Here is a 15,836-nt window from a genome sequence, read left to right as displayed (position 1 = left end):
TCATTTGTTACTTTAACAAGCCTGCTTAATTGCAGGCTTTTTTATGTTAAAGGGAATACTAAAAGGGATTTACAATGAAACGCTTTTTAATCGCAGCAATGCTCTTATGTATATTAACGGCCTGCGGTGCACCTAATAATATTAATCGTATTACCAGCTCTGACTCAGTTGTTGTTATTAATGATAAGAACGGCCGTTATAAAAATTTATACACAGGTGAAAAAACATATCCCACTACCTGTACTGAAAACTGCTACCCAGCTCACCCAGACTTACTATGCAAAACCGGCAGCGAAAACTGCCAGTACCAAGGTCTGCAAACTAAACCACAACTTAGCACTGGCTATACCGTACGCTGGCTTGGTCACGCTAGTTTTGTTATTAACACTCCAAATGGTCAATGTGTGCTGTTCGATCCGGTAAAAAATCAGTTTGATTCTCCAGTCGCACTTGGCTTTAAACTCGGCGGTGGTATTTATCGTAAAGCAGGCGCTTGGCCTAGTGAGCAAGAACTCGAAAATATTGATGCGGTAATGTATTCGCATATTCATTACGATCATTTTAATAAAGCCGACATACAAAGTATTGGCAATAAACCTCGCTATTTAACACCACTCGGGATGGCCGATAACTTCCCTGCCGGCGGTTTTAATATTACCGAAATGCCGTGGTACTCAACAACCAACATTGACGACTTAGTTATTAACGCCGTGCCAGCTCATCATTTTAGCGCTCGCGTATTAGTGCCCTTTATTTACGAAGATCACGATAAAGACCTATGGAATGGCTGGTTACTTGAACAAAACGGTAGCACTTTATTTTTTGCAGGCGATACAGGCTACTCAAAACATTTTAAAGACATACAGCAAAAATACGGCGATATCGATATTTGCTTAATGCCAATCGCTTCTTACTACAGTAAAGAAAGTGGTAAATTTTATCGTTACGTTCACACCACACCTGAAGACGCGCTCAACGCAGCACAAGAGCTTAATTGTAAAGTAATGATACCGTGGGGATACGGTAACTCAAGTTGGAAAATGGGCGACCACAGCAGTCATTCAGCCTTACTTCGCTTATTGCATATGTACAATAAAATGGATTCAAAAGTACCGCTGTATATTTTAAACGAAGGCGAAAGTATTTCACTGTAACTATTTACTTAGCTGTTTTAAGATTGTTATTACATTAAGACAAATCGACAATAAAATTGAGAGATTAATGAAGAAATTAGCACTCGCCTTAAGCTTTTTATTAAGCACGCCAGCAATGGCTATTGATGTTGAACATACATCAACTCCAATTACTATTGATGGCGTATCAGAAAGCGCATGGGATAAAGCCGCTTGGCACGACATGCCTTATCTAATGGATGGCACACTGCCATCAAACGATGCCGACTTTAAAGGGCGTTATCGCTTATTGTGGGATCAAAACTATTTATACCTACAAGCCGATATTGTGGATGACGTTTTAATAGATACACACGCTGATCCAACCTATAAATATTGGGATGACGATGCGCTTGAAGTATTTATTGATAGCGATGCATCGGGCGGTAATCATCAATTTAATCACACCGCTTTGGCGTACCATATTGGCCTTGATAACCAAGCTGCCGATTACGGACCTGATAAAAAAGCTCATTTGTATACTGACCACCTAGTTAGTAACTGGAAGCGCAACACCACCGCGCCCTTTAACATTACCTGGGAAGTAGCAATAAAACTCTACCCTAATGATTATAAAGAAGGGGCTAAAAACACGCCACTTACACTTAGCGAAAAGCAAATAATCGGGTTTATGTTAGCGTATTGCGATAACGATGGCAGTGACGTGCGCGAGCACTTTATGGGCTCACATGAAGTACAACCAGTAAATGGCGACAGAAATCGTGGTTTTATAGATGCCGACGTATTTGGCAAAATAACCTTACTTCCTAAAAAGTAAGTTACTACCAATAAAATAATTGAACATGTATGTTGGGTTGAGCGAAGCGAGACCCAACATACACAGATACTTTGCATTATCGGCTGTTTCAGCTCTCTCTTTCTCTTCTCATTCCCTTCTCCTTGTGCAAAAGATCTTTAAGTAAATTATTCACAAAGGGGTTAAGAGGCGCTGCGCTTTTAGAGGTAAATATATTATGGAAATTTCATCTCAAAACAGTAGTCATATAATTTTGAACTAAATACTTTCAACTGACGACTATAGCTAACAGCTCTTATTTTCATCCACAAAAAAGCCGCTGTATTTTGCAATACAGCGGCTTTTAAAATCATTATTCTAAATTAATAGATTATGACTTAGGTGCACGACCCGCACGTTTACGTTCGTTTTCTGTAAGGTGTTTCTTACGGATACGAATGTTTAGTGGAGTAACTTCAACTAGCTCGTCATCATCGATGAACTCAAGCGCTTGCTCAAGTGAGTAGTTAAGGTGCGGAGAAAGCGTTTGCGCTTCATCAGTACCAGATGCACGTACGTTAGTTAACTGCTTACCTTTAAGGGCGTTAACTGTAAGGTCGTTATCACGGTTATGAATACCGATAACCATACCTTCGTATACTTCAACACCGTGACCGATGAATAAACGGCCGCGCTCTTGTAAGTTGAATAATGCGTTAGTAAGTGCTTTACCAGTTGCGTTTGCAATCATTACGCCGTTCTTACGAACACCGATAGCGCCACCTTTATGAGGACCATAATGATCGAACGTATGGTACATAAGACCAGAACCCGAAGTAAGCGTCATGAAATCAGTTTGGAAACCAATTAAACCACGGCTTGGGATCATGAAGTCTAAACGCATACGGCCTTTGCCATCTGGAGTCATGTTAGTAAGTTCACCTTTACGTAGGCCAACTTGTTCCATAACAGAACCTTGATGCTCTTCTTGACAGTCAATAGTCACTGTTTCAAACGGTTCTTCTAGAACGCCATCTACAGTACGTAAGATAACTTCTGGACGAGAAACTGAAAGCTCGTAACCTTCACGACGCATGTTTTCGATTAAGATACCTAGGTGTAATTCACCACGACCAGAAACACGGAAGCTATCTGGGCTAGCAGTATCTTCAACGCGAAGTGCTACGTTGTGTACTAATTCTTTGTCTAAACGCTCACGGATATTACGTGACGTTACAAACTTACCTTCTTTACCACAGAAAGGTGAGTTATTTACAGAGAATGTCATTGTTACAGTTGGCTCATCAACACTTAGTGGTGGTAATGCTTCAACGTTTCCTGGGAAACAAACTGTGTCAGAAATCTTAAGCTCACCAATACCTGTTACAGTTACGATGTTACCAGCGTAAGCTCTATCAGTTTCGATACGCTCAAGACCTAGGTAGCTTTGTACTGCACCAATTTTACCATTACGTGTAGTGCCATCAGCACTGATAATAGTAACTTGTTGGTTAGGAGCAACAGAACCACGTTTAATACGACCAATACCAACTACACCAACATAAGAGTTGTAATCTAGTTGAGAAATTTGCATTTGGAAGTCACCTTCAGGATCTGCATCCGGTGGTGATACTTCTTCAACGATCATCTTGAACATAGGTTCCATGTTGTCTGATGGTTCGTCTAAATCTAGTGTTGCCCAACCGTTGATTGCTGAAGCGTAGATTACTTTAAAGTCTAACTGTTCGTCAGTCGCGCCAAGGTTGTCGAATAAATCAAAGATTTGATCCATAACCCAATCTGGACGAGCGCCTGGCTTATCAATTTTATTGATAACGACGATTGGCTTTAAGCCTTGCGCGAATGCTTTTTGCGTAACGAAACGCGTTTGCGGCATTGGACCTTCTTGAGCATCAACAAGTAATAATACTGAGTCAGCCATCGAAAGTACGCGTTCAACTTCACCACCGAAATCGGCGTGTCCCGGGGTATCTACGATATTGATATGGTAGTCATTCCAAGAAATGGCTGTGTTTTTAGCCAAAATGGTAATACCACGTTCTTTCTCAATGTCGTTTGAGTCCATCACGCGCTCTTCGTTACCGCCGCGTGTTTCTAATGTACCTGATTGCTCAAGTAGTTTGTCAACCAGTGTTGTTTTACCATGGTCAACGTGCGCGATAATCGCTATATTTCTTAACTGTTCGATGCTCATATATTTACTCAGAGAAATTAAATTCTCATTGATCCTGCAAGATCTACGCACTCATCCACGCTTTCGCGAGATGTCCCAGCATAGGATTTAAAAGGGCGCATATTATCCCTCATTAATGACATGGATGAAAGTTTATCCAATATAAATTTCAAAACTTTCTCAATACTTTTACTAAGTATCTGTTTTATATATGACAATTATATGAATTAAATTTCAAATTTTTTTTGAAAAACAGCCTTTTGGCTATTTTGCTGATCTTTTTGGTACTCTTTTGCATTTAGGTTATGCTATTTCCGAGCGATTAAATTAGCAGCAAATTGTGCCCTGTAAATTTTGCACCAAAAAGGAAAATTTACGCACCAATATAGTGCGTTTGTACATTCCATTTTGATGCAACGATATTTTTTTAATTTATAAACAGCTAGTTATAAAAATGGCACAAAATCAGCTTAGTAAATCCCAAAGCAATTATGCAGCAATAACAAAACCCAATAGTTGGAGGACACATGTCACAATCGGTTTTAGATTTTATTAAAGAAAATGACGTTAAGTTCATTGATTTACGCTTTACTGACACTAAGGGTAAAGAACAACATGTATCTATTCCTCATCACCAAGTTGATGAAGACTTTTTTGAAGACGGTAAAATGTTTGACGGTTCTTCAATTGCAGGCTGGAAAGGCATAAACGAATCAGACATGGTATTAATGCCAGTTGCTGAATCAATCAAACTAGACCCTTTCACTGAAGAATCAACATTAATCGTACGTTGTGACGTAGTAGAGCCTTCAACGCTTCAAGGTTATGAGCGCGACCCGCGTTCTGTTGCTAAGCGTGCTGAAGATTACATGCGCTCTACAGGTATTGCAGATACAGTTTTATTTGGCCCTGAGCCAGAGTTTTTCGTATTTGACGACGTTAAATACAAATCAGATATGTCTGGTTCTATGTACAAAATTGATTCTAAGCAAGCTGCTTGGAACTCAGACAAAGAATATGCAGATGGCAACACAGGTCACCGTCCAGGTATTAAAGGCGGTTACTTCCCAGTTGCTCCTGTTGATGACTTCCAAGATTGGCGTTCAGCTACGTGTCTAGTTCTAGAAGAAATGGGCCAAGTAGTAGAAGCACATCACCACGAAGTAGCAACAGCAGGTCAAAACGAGATTGCTACTCGCTTTAATACAATGGTATTAAAAGCGGATGAAATCCAAGAAATGAAATATGTTATCCATAACATGGCTCACTTATACGGTAAAACAGCAACGTTTATGCCTAAGCCAGTTGTTGGTGATAACGGTTCTGGTATGCATTGTCACCAGTCACTTGCTAAAGATGGTGTAAACCTTTTTGCTGGTGATAAGTACGGCGGCCTTTCTGAAGATGCGCTTTATTACATTGGCGGTATCATCAAGCATGCTAAAGCAATTAACGCTTTTGCAAATGCCTCTACTAACTCGTACAAACGTTTAGTACCAGGTTTTGAAGCACCAGTTATGCTTGCATACTCTGCACGTAACCGTTCTGCATCAATCCGTATCCCAGTGGTTCCATCTGAAAAAGGTCGTCGTATTGAAGTACGCTTCCCAGATCCAACAGCTAACCCATACCTTGCTTTCTCAGCAATGCTTATGGCTGGCCTTGATGGTATCAAAAACAAGATCCACCCTGGCGATGCTATGGATAAAGATTTATATGACTTACCAGCTGAAGAAGCAGCAGAAATCCCAACTGTTGCAGCATCACTTGACGAAGCACTATCTGCACTCAGCGCAGACCGTGAATTCTTAACTCAAGGTGGCGTATTCACTGATGACTTAATCGATGCTTACATCGAACTTAAATCTAAAGAAGTTGAAAAGCTTAACATGACAACTCACCCGGTTGAGTTTGAAATGTACTACAGCTGTTAATTTAGCTGTATAAAATATGTGTGTTCTCAAGCCCGCTTTGCGGGCTTTTTTAATGGTAAAATTAATCAATCTCCACTAAAGTTAAGTTACCGACAAAAATGCAGGGCTGCAGAGTGAACAACAAGATTTTATTACTATTAATTGCTTTAGGATTAAGCAATTATGGTTACGCTGGTGAAACAAAGATATACGCTTGGAAAGATAAAAATGGCGTATTAGTGTTCTCTGACACCCCTCATAAAGGTGCTAAAGAGGTAAAGCTTACCAGCCAAGATCTTAATATGCCTGCAACAAATACTGACATTTTTGACGAGCAACCCCAGCCCCAACAAGCGGCCTTTAGTATTGCCATTTCCTCACCTGATCATAACCAGACTATTCGTGAAAATACCGGCACTGTTTATGTTACTAGCCGAATAAAACCACGCTTTGAAACTGGTTTTACTATACAACTTTTTATTGATGGCAAAGCACATGGCCCAGCCAGTGACAGTTCAACCTTTGCAATAAGAGATGTAGAACGTGGTGAGCACACACTACAATTAAAGCTTTTGAATAGTAAAAACCAAGTTATTGCTATAAGTGAGCCCTGCATATTTTTTATGCACCGAAAAGGGCTAAACCTAAGTAACTAAATTGGGGCATTACTAAACGTGCAGCAGTGTATTTTACTATATAACTTGCTTGTAAATATTCACGCACTAAAATGGTGCAGCTATGATTAATAATAAAAACTTTAGCCCTGAGCTACTCGGTGCTATTTGGCAAAATCAAACAACCGCTATCATGTTGCTTGATAAAAACTTCACCGTTGTCTATGCCAATACCAGTACTAGCGAACTGCTTGGCCTTGGTAACAAGCGCCTATTAGATCAGCCTTTTGATAGTCTTTTTAATTACCATTCAATCGATTTGCAGCGTATAGAACAATACTCATTAGTTGAAGGTGTAGATTGCCAGCAGCACAGAGCTGACGTGGTTTTTAGCGATTCTCGCCATGCAAAAGTAGCCGTAAGTACACGACAAATTAAGTTTGATGGCTCACTTTATATTTTATTTGAGTGGCGCCAAACCGATGACGAAATTAAGCACGACCAAGTGTCTAATCAAATGCATCAATACCAAGCAGCCCGAAATCTAATAAGAGGCTTAGCTCACGAAATTAAAAATCCTTTAGGTGGAATTCGCGGAGCGGCGCAGTTATTGCAGTATGAGGTTGATCAACAAGAAAGAGACCAATGTGCTGAACTTATCATTGAGCAAGCTGACCGATTACGCGAATTAGTTGATAGGCTTTTAGGGCCAAATCAGCTTCCGCAAAAATCGTATGGCAATATACATCAATCACTTGAATCAGTTGCACGACTAAGTACGTTAGATAATTGTTCTAACATTAGCTTGGTTAAGGATTACGACCCAAGCATTCCTGATGTATACATTGATCAAGGTAAAATTCAGCAAGTAGTATTAAACATTGTTCGAAATGCTCAGCAGGCGCTTGTAGATGGCGGTGAAATAACAATAAAAACCCGCATTAATCATCAGCATCGTCGCCCAGGTAAAGCACCTAAAAAAGCCTTGTTGATCCAAATATCTGATAACGGACCAGGTATTGATCCCAGTGTACGTGAAACACTGTTCTACCCTATGATCACCAATAAAGAAGATGGCTCAGGGTTAGGACTCTCAATAGCGCAAACGCTGATAGATCAACATGATGGCTATATAGAATGTGATAGCTGGCCTGGACATACTGAATTTAATATCTATCTGCCCTTTGCAGATTAATGTTTGGAGTTTGCATGAAAACAGTTTGGCTTGTAGATGATGATGCTTCTATTCGATTTGTACTTGAAAAAGCACTAACCCGTGCAGGGTTTAACGCAGAAAGCTTTGCTAATGCGCAAGATGTATTAAGCGCATTAAAGTTTAGTCAACCTACTGTTTTAGTTTCGGACGTACGAATGCCTGGTATGGATGGCATGGCGTTGCTTGAGCTTATAGCAGAGCAAAACCCTGGGCTGCCAGTTATTATAATGACTGCCCACTCAGATTTGGATTCTGCAGTTAATGCATTCCAAAAAGGTGCTTTTGAATACCTAGCTAAGCCGTTTGATTTAAACGAAGCAGTGGCGCTAGTCGAGAGCGCATGCAGAGCAAATTCCACTAAAAAAACTAAGCGAAAGCAAGCTCCACCAAAAAGTGCCCACATTATTGGTGAAGCACCCGCTATGCAAGAAGTGTTTAGAGCGATAGGTAAACTATCGGCCTCTAGCATGAGCGTATTAATAAATGGTGAATCTGGCACAGGTAAAGAACTTGTCGCCAGCGCCCTGCACAACCATAGCCCACGTAAAGAAAATCAATTTATTGCACTTAACATGGCGGCCATTCCAAAAGAGCTTGTTGAGTCAGAGTTATTTGGCCACGAAAAAGGCGCGTTTACGGGTGCCGATAGCGTACGTAAAGGCCGCTTTGAGCAAGCCAATGGCGGTACACTATTTTTAGATGAAATTGGTGATATGCCACTTGATGTGCAAACACGTTTATTACGCGTTCTTGCCGATGGTGAGTTTTATCGCGTTGGTGGCCATCAAAGTATAAAAGTGGACGTACGCATTATTGCAGCTACGCACCAAAACCTGGAAGATTTAGTTAAACAAGGCAAGTTTAGGGATGATTTATTTCATCGCCTTAATGTTGTGCGCCTACGTTTACCCGCTCTTCGAGAGCGTACTGAAGATATAGAAAGCTTATCGCAACACTTTTTACATAAAAGCGCTAAAGAGCTACAAGTAGAAAGCAAAGTACTCAGCCCTAAAGCAACTGAGCAATTACGCTTATTTAATTGGCCAGGCAATGTACGCCAATTAGAAAATACGTGTCGCTGGCTGACAGTTATGGCACCGGGTGAGCTTGTAAGCGAGCAAGATTTACCGCCGGAGATTCTGGATGCTTCACCAACCCAAGAAGAAGGTGATTGGCTCGATGCATTCCAACAATGGCTTAATCAAGAGCTAAAAAAAGGCAAAGAAAATATTTGGCCTGACATTCAAGCTCAACTAGAAACTCGCTTAATAAAAACAGCCCTGGCTAATTGTTCTGGTCATAAGCAAGATGCTGCTATAAAAATTGGTTGGGGACGCAACACGTTGACCCGAAAATTAAAAGAGCGCAATATTAGCTGATTAAACGCTTTTAACACATTTGGTTATTGATGAAGCTAATCGAACATATTCCATTATTCAAACAAATGGAAATTATAAACAGGCTACACTTTTTTAAAGAATTTACGCTCAGCGAGCGCCAAGTCTTATTGGAGTCGTTCGGCCTGTTATATTTAGTAAGTCAGCATCAATTTTTATTTAAGCAATACGATAACGACAAGCGCTTGTACATTGTACTTAGCGGCGCATTATTAGTATTTAAGCATAACCATTTGCTAGAACTTGGCACAATAGAGCCCGGTGAATTTATAGGTGAAGGTGCCTTTATAAATAACCGAGAGCGCAGTACCAGTGCTCGCGCTAAAACCGACACCATAGTACTTGCCATTACCCCTGAAGCACTCACCCGCTTACCTAATGTTATCCGCGAAAAAATTAAAGACCGAATTATTGAAGGTATGAGCTTGCGCATTGCCAGATTAAGCGAGCATATAGAAACTCACGGTTAGTTCAGTCCATATAAATAATTTGTAGTGAGCAATCAAGCCAGCTGGGGTTATTAACGTGAGCTGTAAACCTGTAAGTATCGGATGGTTTGGCGCCAAAGGGCGTATTTATAAGTGGTTGTGAGTGACTGTATGTTTGCGAATAATTTTTGTAATAAATGACAACGTAACCGTATAAAAACTCCCAGCCTAACCTTATAACAGCGCCACTGGGTAAGCTAAAGTCAGCATATTTATCTGTAAATGTGACAAGTAAATCATTGTACTTCTCTTCGCTGCATTGGGTTGTTCGTAACTTTTTAGGCATAACAAAGGTAGTACCCGCTGCTATATTCTTTAAATAAAAGCCTATATTGCCATCACCATAAAAGTGATTTGAACGAGTCGTGTAGTTAACTTGTGGCTTGTAACCTAGCTCTTGCATTATAGCCGCAAGTTGCTCAGTTTCTTTAGGATAAATCTTATCACTTGATAAGAGTAATGTGGCTTCACCAAAATCAGGTGGGATTGCCAGCTCTACATATTCATAAGGGAGCGATTGTACTTTTAGCGCAGCATCGAGCTGGTTGCGCTGTTCATCTTGCAAGTTTTCACTAAATACATACACGGTAGGTTGTTGGCACGCAGCTAATAGTAATGCCAACACACATATTAAAATTCCACTTTTCATAGTTACCCCTTTTTGATTACAATTGTAGTCTATTAAAGGTAACTATTTATCGCAATTTAATTTGTTTGGCTATCTAACCAAGCATCAACACTTTTGCGAGTATATAAAACTTCTTTAAACAAACGATGGCGTTCAAATTCAAGTTTTGTTTTTCTCGTGGCATCACCACTAACTAAACGGCTATGGGTATCATTGAATTTTGAAATTACAGAAAAACCGCGCTCATCTTGATCAGCTTGCTTTTTTACAGAATTAGCAAGGTGCTCTCTAACATCGTCAGCAGTTAACATACCTGAATTATCTAATCCCATTAGCTCTTTTTTCATTGCTAATCTTACGCCCATTTCCTACTCCATTTAATGAAAAATATTTATTCCGCCAAAGTTTTAGCAATTAGCAGGCCATACGTAAAATTAACTGCTGCAAAGATTACTCTTCAATTGCTTCAGTTTTTTTAAAGACAGATAAAATACATAAAAACTTTCGTCCTTATTTCCCTATTACAACTAGCTAAAGTTACTTGCTTTGGTGCAAAAGTAGCTGCAAGCCTTTATACTACAGCTTGTGCGTTACCCCACCGAGAGCAAATATGAACGAAGAATACATAGAAATAGAATTAGAAGAAGAGCCGATTGAGCTCTGTAAATTATTAAAAGTACTAAACTTAGTTGAAGGTGGCGGCCAAGCTAAAAACCTAATTACTGAAGGCTATGTGGGTGTTAACCATGAAATTTGTACAATTAAACGGAAAAAATTATACAGTGGTGATGTACTAGAGTTTGATGGTGAGTTTTTTAAACTCTCACTAAGTGAAGATGCAATCCCTGTAGAAAAACCTGCGGTACAAACTCAAGCAGAGTCAAAGCAAGCTGCACCACAACCAACAAATCAACCAGCTAAAAGTAAGCGTAAGCGAACTAAAAAACCAAAAGTAGATGATAAAACAGGTCGTCGTCCTATTTCATTTGGTTAAGCATTTAAAAGCACTCTTTTTATATAAAAAGGCCAACTTGTATAGTTGGCCTTTTTACTCTTTAATAACCTAATTAATAATAAAAACAAGGTTATAAAATGTCTGTAAACACACCTAAAAATTGGTTTAAACCCGTTGTATGGGCGGCACTCGTATGGAACTTACTTGGCGTTATTGCATTTGCTATGCACATGATGATGACACCCGAAATGATAGGTAAACTTCCGTTAGATCAACAAGCTGCCTACTCTGACATCCCTCTTTGGTCAACCATTGCATTTGCTGTAGCTGTATTTGGAAGCACTTTGGGTTGTCTGTTTTTACTTGCTAAAAACGCGCTGGCAACACCTACTTTTGCGCTATCGCTCGGCGCTATTTTAATTCAGCAATATTATAATTTTGTGGTCATAAATAGTATTGAGCTACTTGGCGCAAGTGCGGTATTTATGCCTATTTTTGTAATCATTATTGCCATCGCTTTACTTTGCTTGAGTATTAAAGGTAAGCAACAAGGCTGGTTACAGTAATTAATAAGGGTCGAAATAACTTTTGACCCTATCTCTTCTTTTAAATCATCTCTTGAAATTAAATTTTTCAGCATCATCTCTACTATAATAACTGTATAAAATTCGTTCTCTAAACGCGATTTTTTACACTGGTATGTACTTTGCAACTCGAACACTACAGAGGTCACTCTTCAAAACATTTTTATAATTCATAAAGGGGCAAATAATGAATAATAGTTTCGATACCCAACATCAGCTCACAATAAATGGTGAGCAATATCATATTCATTCTCTAAAAGGACTTGGCGACAAAGCGAAACGATTGCCCTTTTCCTTAAAAGTACTACTTGAAAACCTTCTTCGTAACGAAGATGGCGTAAATATAAAAGAACAAGACATTCAAGCCCTTCTTAGTTGGGATCCTCAAGCAAAGCCTGCATCTGAAGTTGCCTTTACTCCCGCCCGTGTTGTTATGCAAGATTTTACCGGCGTACCCGCTATTGTAGATTTAGCCGCGATGCGTGACGCAATGGAAAAGCTAGGTGGAGATCCTGCAAAAATAAACCCGTTATCGCCTGCTGAACTTGTGATTGACCATTCGGTACAAGTAGATGGCTACGGAGACGATGGTGCATTTGATTTAAATGCAAAACTTGAGTACGACCGAAATAAAGAACGTTACGAATTTTTACGTTGGGGGCAAACCGCTTTTGATAATTTAAAAGTAGTGCCACCAGCAACCGGCATTGTTCACCAAGTAAACCTAGAATACTTAGCGCGCGTTGTTTTTAATGAAGAGCGCGACGGCAAAAAATTTGCTTACCCAGATACGCTTGTAGGGACTGACTCTCACACCACCATGATTAATGGCTTAGGTGTGCTTGGTTGGGGTGTAGGCGGCATTGAAGCCGAAGCAGCCATGCTTGGTCAGCCAATCAGCTTACTCATTCCACAAGTAGTAGGTATGAAGCTAAGCGGACGTTTACCTGAAGGTACTACCGCAACCGATTTAGTGTTAACAGTAACCGAAATACTGCGTAATCATGGCGTAGTGGGTAAATTTGTAGAATTTTATGGTGACGGCCTTGCCGACCTACCACTTGCCGATAGAGCAACCATAGCCAATATGGCACCAGAATACGGCGCTACGTGTGGTATTTTTCCAATTGATGATGAGACCATTAACTACCTTCGTTTAACAAACCGCGACGAAAAACACTTAAAAGTAATTGAAGATTACGCTAAGCATCAAGGCTTATGGCGTAACGATGGCGACGAAGCCAACTATACCGATACACTTGAGCTTAAATTAGATGACGTTGTACCAAGCCTTGCAGGCCCTAAACGCCCACAAGATAGAATTGCCTTAAACGAAGCTGGCAAAGTTATTGGCGATCATTTAAAAGGCTTCCAAGACGAACGTATGGCTCGTCGTGATAAAAGCGATGAAGAACAAGCTCGTATTGAGAGTGAAGGACCGACAACAAATCCAGATGAGCCAGTTAACGAAGCGCAGTTTATGGGTGCCGCTAAGGTTAAATTTAAAGGCCAAGAGTTTGAGCTAAACGATGGCGCTTGTGTTATTGCCGCAATTACCAGCTGTACCAACACCTCTAACCCAAGTGTTATTTTAGCTGCTGGTTTGGTTGCTAAAAAAGCAAAACAGTTAGGCATTAATGTAAAACCTTGGGTTAAAACATCACTTGCTCCAGGCTCAAAAGTAGTTACCGACTACCTAGAAAAAGCAGGCCTGATGGATGACCTAGAAAGCCTAGGCTTTAACTTAGTTGGCTACGGCTGTACTACGTGTATTGGTAATTCAGGGCCACTTGCAAGTGAAATATCAGACGCGATTCAAAAACATAAATTAGTAGTGAGCTCTATTTTATCGGGTAACCGTAACTTTGAAGGGCGTATTCACCAAGATGTTAAAATGAACTTTTTAGCCTCTCCTCCGCTTGTTGTAGCTTATGCCATTGCAGGTAGAACCGATATTGACGTATACAACGAACCCCTTGCTCAAGATGCTAACGGTAACGATATTTACCTTAAAAACATTTGGCCAAGCGTTAAAGAAGTAAGTGACTTAGTTAAAGAAACCGTAACTAAAGAAATGTTTGAAAAAAGCTACGCTAACGTTTACGAAGGCGATAGCCGTTGGCAGCAAATTAAAATACCGGATGGCAAACTTTACGATTGGGATGATGCATCTACCTACATTAAAAAAGCACCCTTTTTTGATGGTATGAAAGTAGAACCACCGGGCATTCCTTCTATTGAAGGTGCACGTTGTTTAGCTAAACTTGGGGATTCAGTAACCACTGACCATATTTCTCCAGCGGGTGCTATTAAAGCAGAAGCGCCAGCAGGTTTATACTTGCAAGAGAAAGGTGTAGATAAAGCGCAATTTAACTCGTACGGCTCACGCCGTGGTAATCACGAAGTAATGATGCGTGGAACGTTCGCTAATGTGCGTCTTAAAAACTTACTAGCTCCTGGTACTGAAGGCGGAGTAACACGTACTCAGCCTGGCGATACGTTAGAGAGCATTTATGATGCAGCAATGGAGTATCAAAAAAATAATACTCCACTCATTATTTTAGCGGGCAAAGAATATGGCACGGGTTCATCTCGTGACTGGGCTGCTAAAGGCTCACTTTTATTAGGCGTTAAAGCCGTTGTAGCACAAAGCTACGAACGTATTCATCGCTCTAACTTAATTGGTATGGGTGTATTACCGCTGCAATTTAAAGAAGGTGAAAGCTACGAGTCACACGGGTTAACAGGGCAAGAACAATTTGATATTGATGGCCTGTACGATAAAACCGATGAAGTTACCGTTATTGCTACAAATGCCGAAGGTAAAAAAGTAACCTTGAGTGCAGACGTACGTATTGATACCCCTAAAGAGTGGGATTACTACAAACACGGCGGCATTTTACAATATGTACTGCGTAATATGCTCGACTAACAAAGACAGTAGTTAATACATCTAAAAGCCCAGTTTAGTAATAAGCTGGGCTTTTTTTGTACTGTTTGTTGTCTTAAATCAATGCCAAGTATTTAAAGCCTGTCTACAATAAGCTTACTCTTAGCGAGGTGACTATGTCGCAAACAATGATAATTAGGCTGCTTAAAACATCAATAGTGCTTGGGTTGTGCCTTATCGTGACTGGCCATACGTTAATTGTGTCGAACTACTTTACTGTCGATCATGGTATTAAAGGAATAATTATAGCGGCGGCATGCATTGCTGTAGGCGTGCTGCTGTCGCTTCCCACTAAAATATATTTAACAGTATTATTGATGGAAGCCGAAAAACGTTATTTAAAAAACCATAAAAGCACTCACTCTAAATAATTAAAGTGCACTTAAATTATTAATTTCTTTATTACGTTTTTCTAGTTTGTCTTTTACGTTTTCGGCGTCATTAAATAGCTTTTTAACCGAATCGGGGTTCAAAATACTGATCCCCTCTGGTGCAGCCGACGTTGTGTTTGGAGTTGAAGAGGTATTTAAAATAGACGTGTCTTCTGCAGCAATAACAGTAATATCTTTAGGATCGAGTTTTACTTCAATACTTTTTGCATGTGGGTTAGGTGTATCAGAAAAGTGCCATTGGCCTGTTTCGTCTTGCCACTTAAAAATTTTACCACTTGAGGTAGCATTTGCAGCAATTGGTTCATCAGAAATACTGCTCGCAATTTTATCGCCAGCTTGCTTAACGCCCAACACTGCTTGGTCCAAAGTACTGCTAGATAGCGCGACCATTTTTTCTTTAATTTGCTGAGATTCACTGCTAATTGATGATGCAGAAAGCCATGTTTGACCATCAGGCTTTTTTAAATAAAACAAAGAGATGACTGCAATAGCCATGATTGATATAGCTAAGTAGGTAAAGTATTTCATAGCGTTCCTGCTTTAATTAATCCTTTAATGCCTTGAGTCTAATAAAAAATACTTAATTAGGCAATTTTT

At 40.0% G+C, this 15,836-nt stretch carries 15 protein-coding genes; 11 read left to right on the top strand and 4 right to left on the bottom strand.

Features of this window, described 5'->3' with window-relative positions; genetic code table 11:
• The first annotated feature begins 74 nt into the window (after positions 1 to 74).
• Positions 75 to 1,154, top strand: a complete 1,080-nt coding sequence (locus tag AC5NT5_RS00900) for an MBL fold metallo-hydrolase (protein WP_494514143.1) — start codon at positions 75 to 77, stop codon at positions 1,152 to 1,154.
• A gap of 67 nt (positions 1,155 to 1,221) precedes the next feature.
• Positions 1,222 to 1,950: a CBM9 family sugar-binding protein gene (locus AC5NT5_RS00895; RefSeq protein WP_182671860.1), complete on the top strand. Its 729-nt coding sequence runs from the start codon at positions 1,222 to 1,224 to the stop codon at positions 1,948 to 1,950.
• A 349-nt stretch (positions 1,951 to 2,299) separates the two neighbouring features.
• Here the strand turns inward: AC5NT5_RS00895 and typA are convergent, their stop codons facing one another.
• Entirely contained in the window at positions 2,300 to 4,123 is a 1,824-nt protein-coding gene (gene typA, locus AC5NT5_RS00890) for a translational GTPase TypA (protein ID WP_002961123.1), read from the bottom strand.
• 506 nt (positions 4,124 to 4,629) lie between these two features.
• Between typA and glnA the strand changes: the two genes are divergently transcribed.
• From glnA to AC5NT5_RS00865, 5 genes are all read left to right on the top strand, one after another.
• Positions 4,630 to 6,036 (top strand): glutamate--ammonia ligase, encoded by a 1,407-nt coding sequence (glnA, locus tag AC5NT5_RS00885; RefSeq protein ID WP_002961121.1) that lies wholly within the window; start codon positions 4,630 to 4,632, stop codon positions 6,034 to 6,036.
• A gap of 113 nt (positions 6,037 to 6,149) precedes the next feature.
• The gene (locus tag AC5NT5_RS00880) at positions 6,150 to 6,671 is read left to right on the top strand and encodes a DUF4124 domain-containing protein (protein WP_165743523.1); all 522 of its coding nucleotides are present in this window, start codon (positions 6,150 to 6,152) and stop codon (positions 6,669 to 6,671) included.
• 82 nt (positions 6,672 to 6,753) lie between these two features.
• Positions 6,754 to 7,824, top strand: a complete 1,071-nt coding sequence (gene glnL, locus AC5NT5_RS00875; protein ID WP_494514144.1) for a nitrogen regulation protein NR(II) — start codon at positions 6,754 to 6,756, stop codon at positions 7,822 to 7,824.
• A gap of 14 nt (positions 7,825 to 7,838) precedes the next feature.
• On the top strand, positions 7,839 to 9,224 hold the full coding sequence (gene ntrC / locus AC5NT5_RS00870; RefSeq protein ID WP_002961117.1) for a nitrogen regulation protein NR(I): 1,386 nt from the start codon (positions 7,839 to 7,841) through the stop codon (positions 9,222 to 9,224).
• Positions 9,225 to 9,253: 29 nt separating this feature from the next.
• Entirely contained in the window at positions 9,254 to 9,712 is a 459-nt protein-coding gene (locus AC5NT5_RS00865) for a cyclic nucleotide-binding domain-containing protein (protein ID WP_182671858.1), read from the top strand.
• A gap of 1 nt (position 9,713) precedes the next feature.
• On the opposite strand, the gene AC5NT5_RS00860 is transcribed toward AC5NT5_RS00865, so the two are convergent.
• Both AC5NT5_RS00860 and AC5NT5_RS00855 read right to left on the bottom strand, forming a co-directional pair.
• Complete coding sequence (locus AC5NT5_RS00860; RefSeq protein WP_182671857.1) at positions 9,714 to 10,379, bottom strand: hypothetical protein; 666 nt, start codon at positions 10,377 to 10,379, stop codon at positions 9,714 to 9,716.
• A gap of 56 nt (positions 10,380 to 10,435) precedes the next feature.
• Positions 10,436 to 10,723 (bottom strand): hypothetical protein, encoded by a 288-nt coding sequence (locus tag AC5NT5_RS00855; protein WP_007582180.1) that lies wholly within the window; start codon positions 10,721 to 10,723, stop codon positions 10,436 to 10,438.
• 245 nt (positions 10,724 to 10,968) lie between these two features.
• Here AC5NT5_RS00855 and AC5NT5_RS00850 point away from each other — a divergent pair, with 245 nt between their 5' ends.
• The 4 genes from AC5NT5_RS00850 to AC5NT5_RS00835 all read left to right on the top strand — a co-directional run bounded on the left by AC5NT5_RS00850 (position 10,969) and on the right by AC5NT5_RS00835 (position 15,218).
• Positions 10,969 to 11,352: an RNA-binding S4 domain-containing protein gene (locus tag AC5NT5_RS00850; protein ID WP_182769411.1), complete on the top strand. Its 384-nt coding sequence runs from the start codon at positions 10,969 to 10,971 to the stop codon at positions 11,350 to 11,352.
• A gap of 98 nt (positions 11,353 to 11,450) precedes the next feature.
• Positions 11,451 to 11,879, top strand: coding sequence for a hypothetical protein (locus AC5NT5_RS00845; protein WP_039488637.1), 429 nt, complete (start codon positions 11,451 to 11,453; stop codon positions 11,877 to 11,879).
• 205 nt (positions 11,880 to 12,084) lie between these two features.
• Positions 12,085 to 14,829: an aconitate hydratase AcnA gene (acnA, locus tag AC5NT5_RS00840; RefSeq protein WP_494514145.1), complete on the top strand. Its 2,745-nt coding sequence runs from the start codon at positions 12,085 to 12,087 to the stop codon at positions 14,827 to 14,829.
• A gap of 134 nt (positions 14,830 to 14,963) precedes the next feature.
• Entirely contained in the window at positions 14,964 to 15,218 is a 255-nt protein-coding gene (locus AC5NT5_RS00835) for a hypothetical protein (protein ID WP_494514146.1), read from the top strand.
• Here AC5NT5_RS00835 and AC5NT5_RS00830 read toward each other — a convergent pair whose 3' ends face one another.
• Positions 15,219 to 15,767: a DUF4124 domain-containing protein gene (locus tag AC5NT5_RS00830; RefSeq protein WP_188161670.1), complete on the bottom strand. Its 549-nt coding sequence runs from the start codon at positions 15,765 to 15,767 to the stop codon at positions 15,219 to 15,221.
• Positions 15,768 to 15,836: the final 69 nt, after the last annotated feature.

It is taken from the genome of Pseudoalteromonas sp. J2K-J599 (assembly GCF_059295115.2).
Note: the sequence above shows the minus strand (reverse complement) of the source record. Positions and strands in the feature narration are given on the sequence as shown.

Coding starts and splice junctions, on each gene's coding strand:
- acnA (WP_494514145.1), top strand. CDS start 12,085: ATGAATAATAGTTTCGATACCCAACATCAGCTCACAATAAATGGTGAG.
- ntrC (WP_002961117.1), top strand. CDS start 7,839: ATGAAAACAGTTTGGCTTGTAGATGATGATGCTTCTATTCGATTTGTA.
- AC5NT5_RS00850 (WP_182769411.1), top strand. CDS start 10,969: ATGAACGAAGAATACATAGAAATAGAATTAGAAGAAGAGCCGATTGAG.
- AC5NT5_RS00830 (WP_188161670.1), bottom strand. CDS start 15,767: ATGAAATACTTTACCTACTTAGCTATATCAATCATGGCTATTGCAGTC.
- AC5NT5_RS00865 (WP_182671858.1), top strand. CDS start 9,254: ATGAAGCTAATCGAACATATTCCATTATTCAAACAAATGGAAATTATA.
- AC5NT5_RS00895 (WP_182671860.1), top strand. CDS start 1,222: ATGAAGAAATTAGCACTCGCCTTAAGCTTTTTATTAAGCACGCCAGCA.
- AC5NT5_RS00860 (WP_182671857.1), bottom strand. CDS start 10,379: ATGAAAAGTGGAATTTTAATATGTGTGTTGGCATTACTATTAGCTGCG.
- AC5NT5_RS00845 (WP_039488637.1), top strand. CDS start 11,451: ATGTCTGTAAACACACCTAAAAATTGGTTTAAACCCGTTGTATGGGCG.
- AC5NT5_RS00855 (WP_007582180.1), bottom strand. CDS start 10,723: ATGGGCGTAAGATTAGCAATGAAAAAAGAGCTAATGGGATTAGATAAT.
- glnL (WP_494514144.1), top strand. CDS start 6,754: ATGATTAATAATAAAAACTTTAGCCCTGAGCTACTCGGTGCTATTTGG.
- AC5NT5_RS00900 (WP_494514143.1), top strand. CDS start 75: ATGAAACGCTTTTTAATCGCAGCAATGCTCTTATGTATATTAACGGCC.
- typA (WP_002961123.1), bottom strand. CDS start 4,123: ATGAGCATCGAACAGTTAAGAAATATAGCGATTATCGCGCACGTTGAC.
- AC5NT5_RS00835 (WP_494514146.1), top strand. CDS start 14,964: ATGTCGCAAACAATGATAATTAGGCTGCTTAAAACATCAATAGTGCTT.
- glnA (WP_002961121.1), top strand. CDS start 4,630: ATGTCACAATCGGTTTTAGATTTTATTAAAGAAAATGACGTTAAGTTC.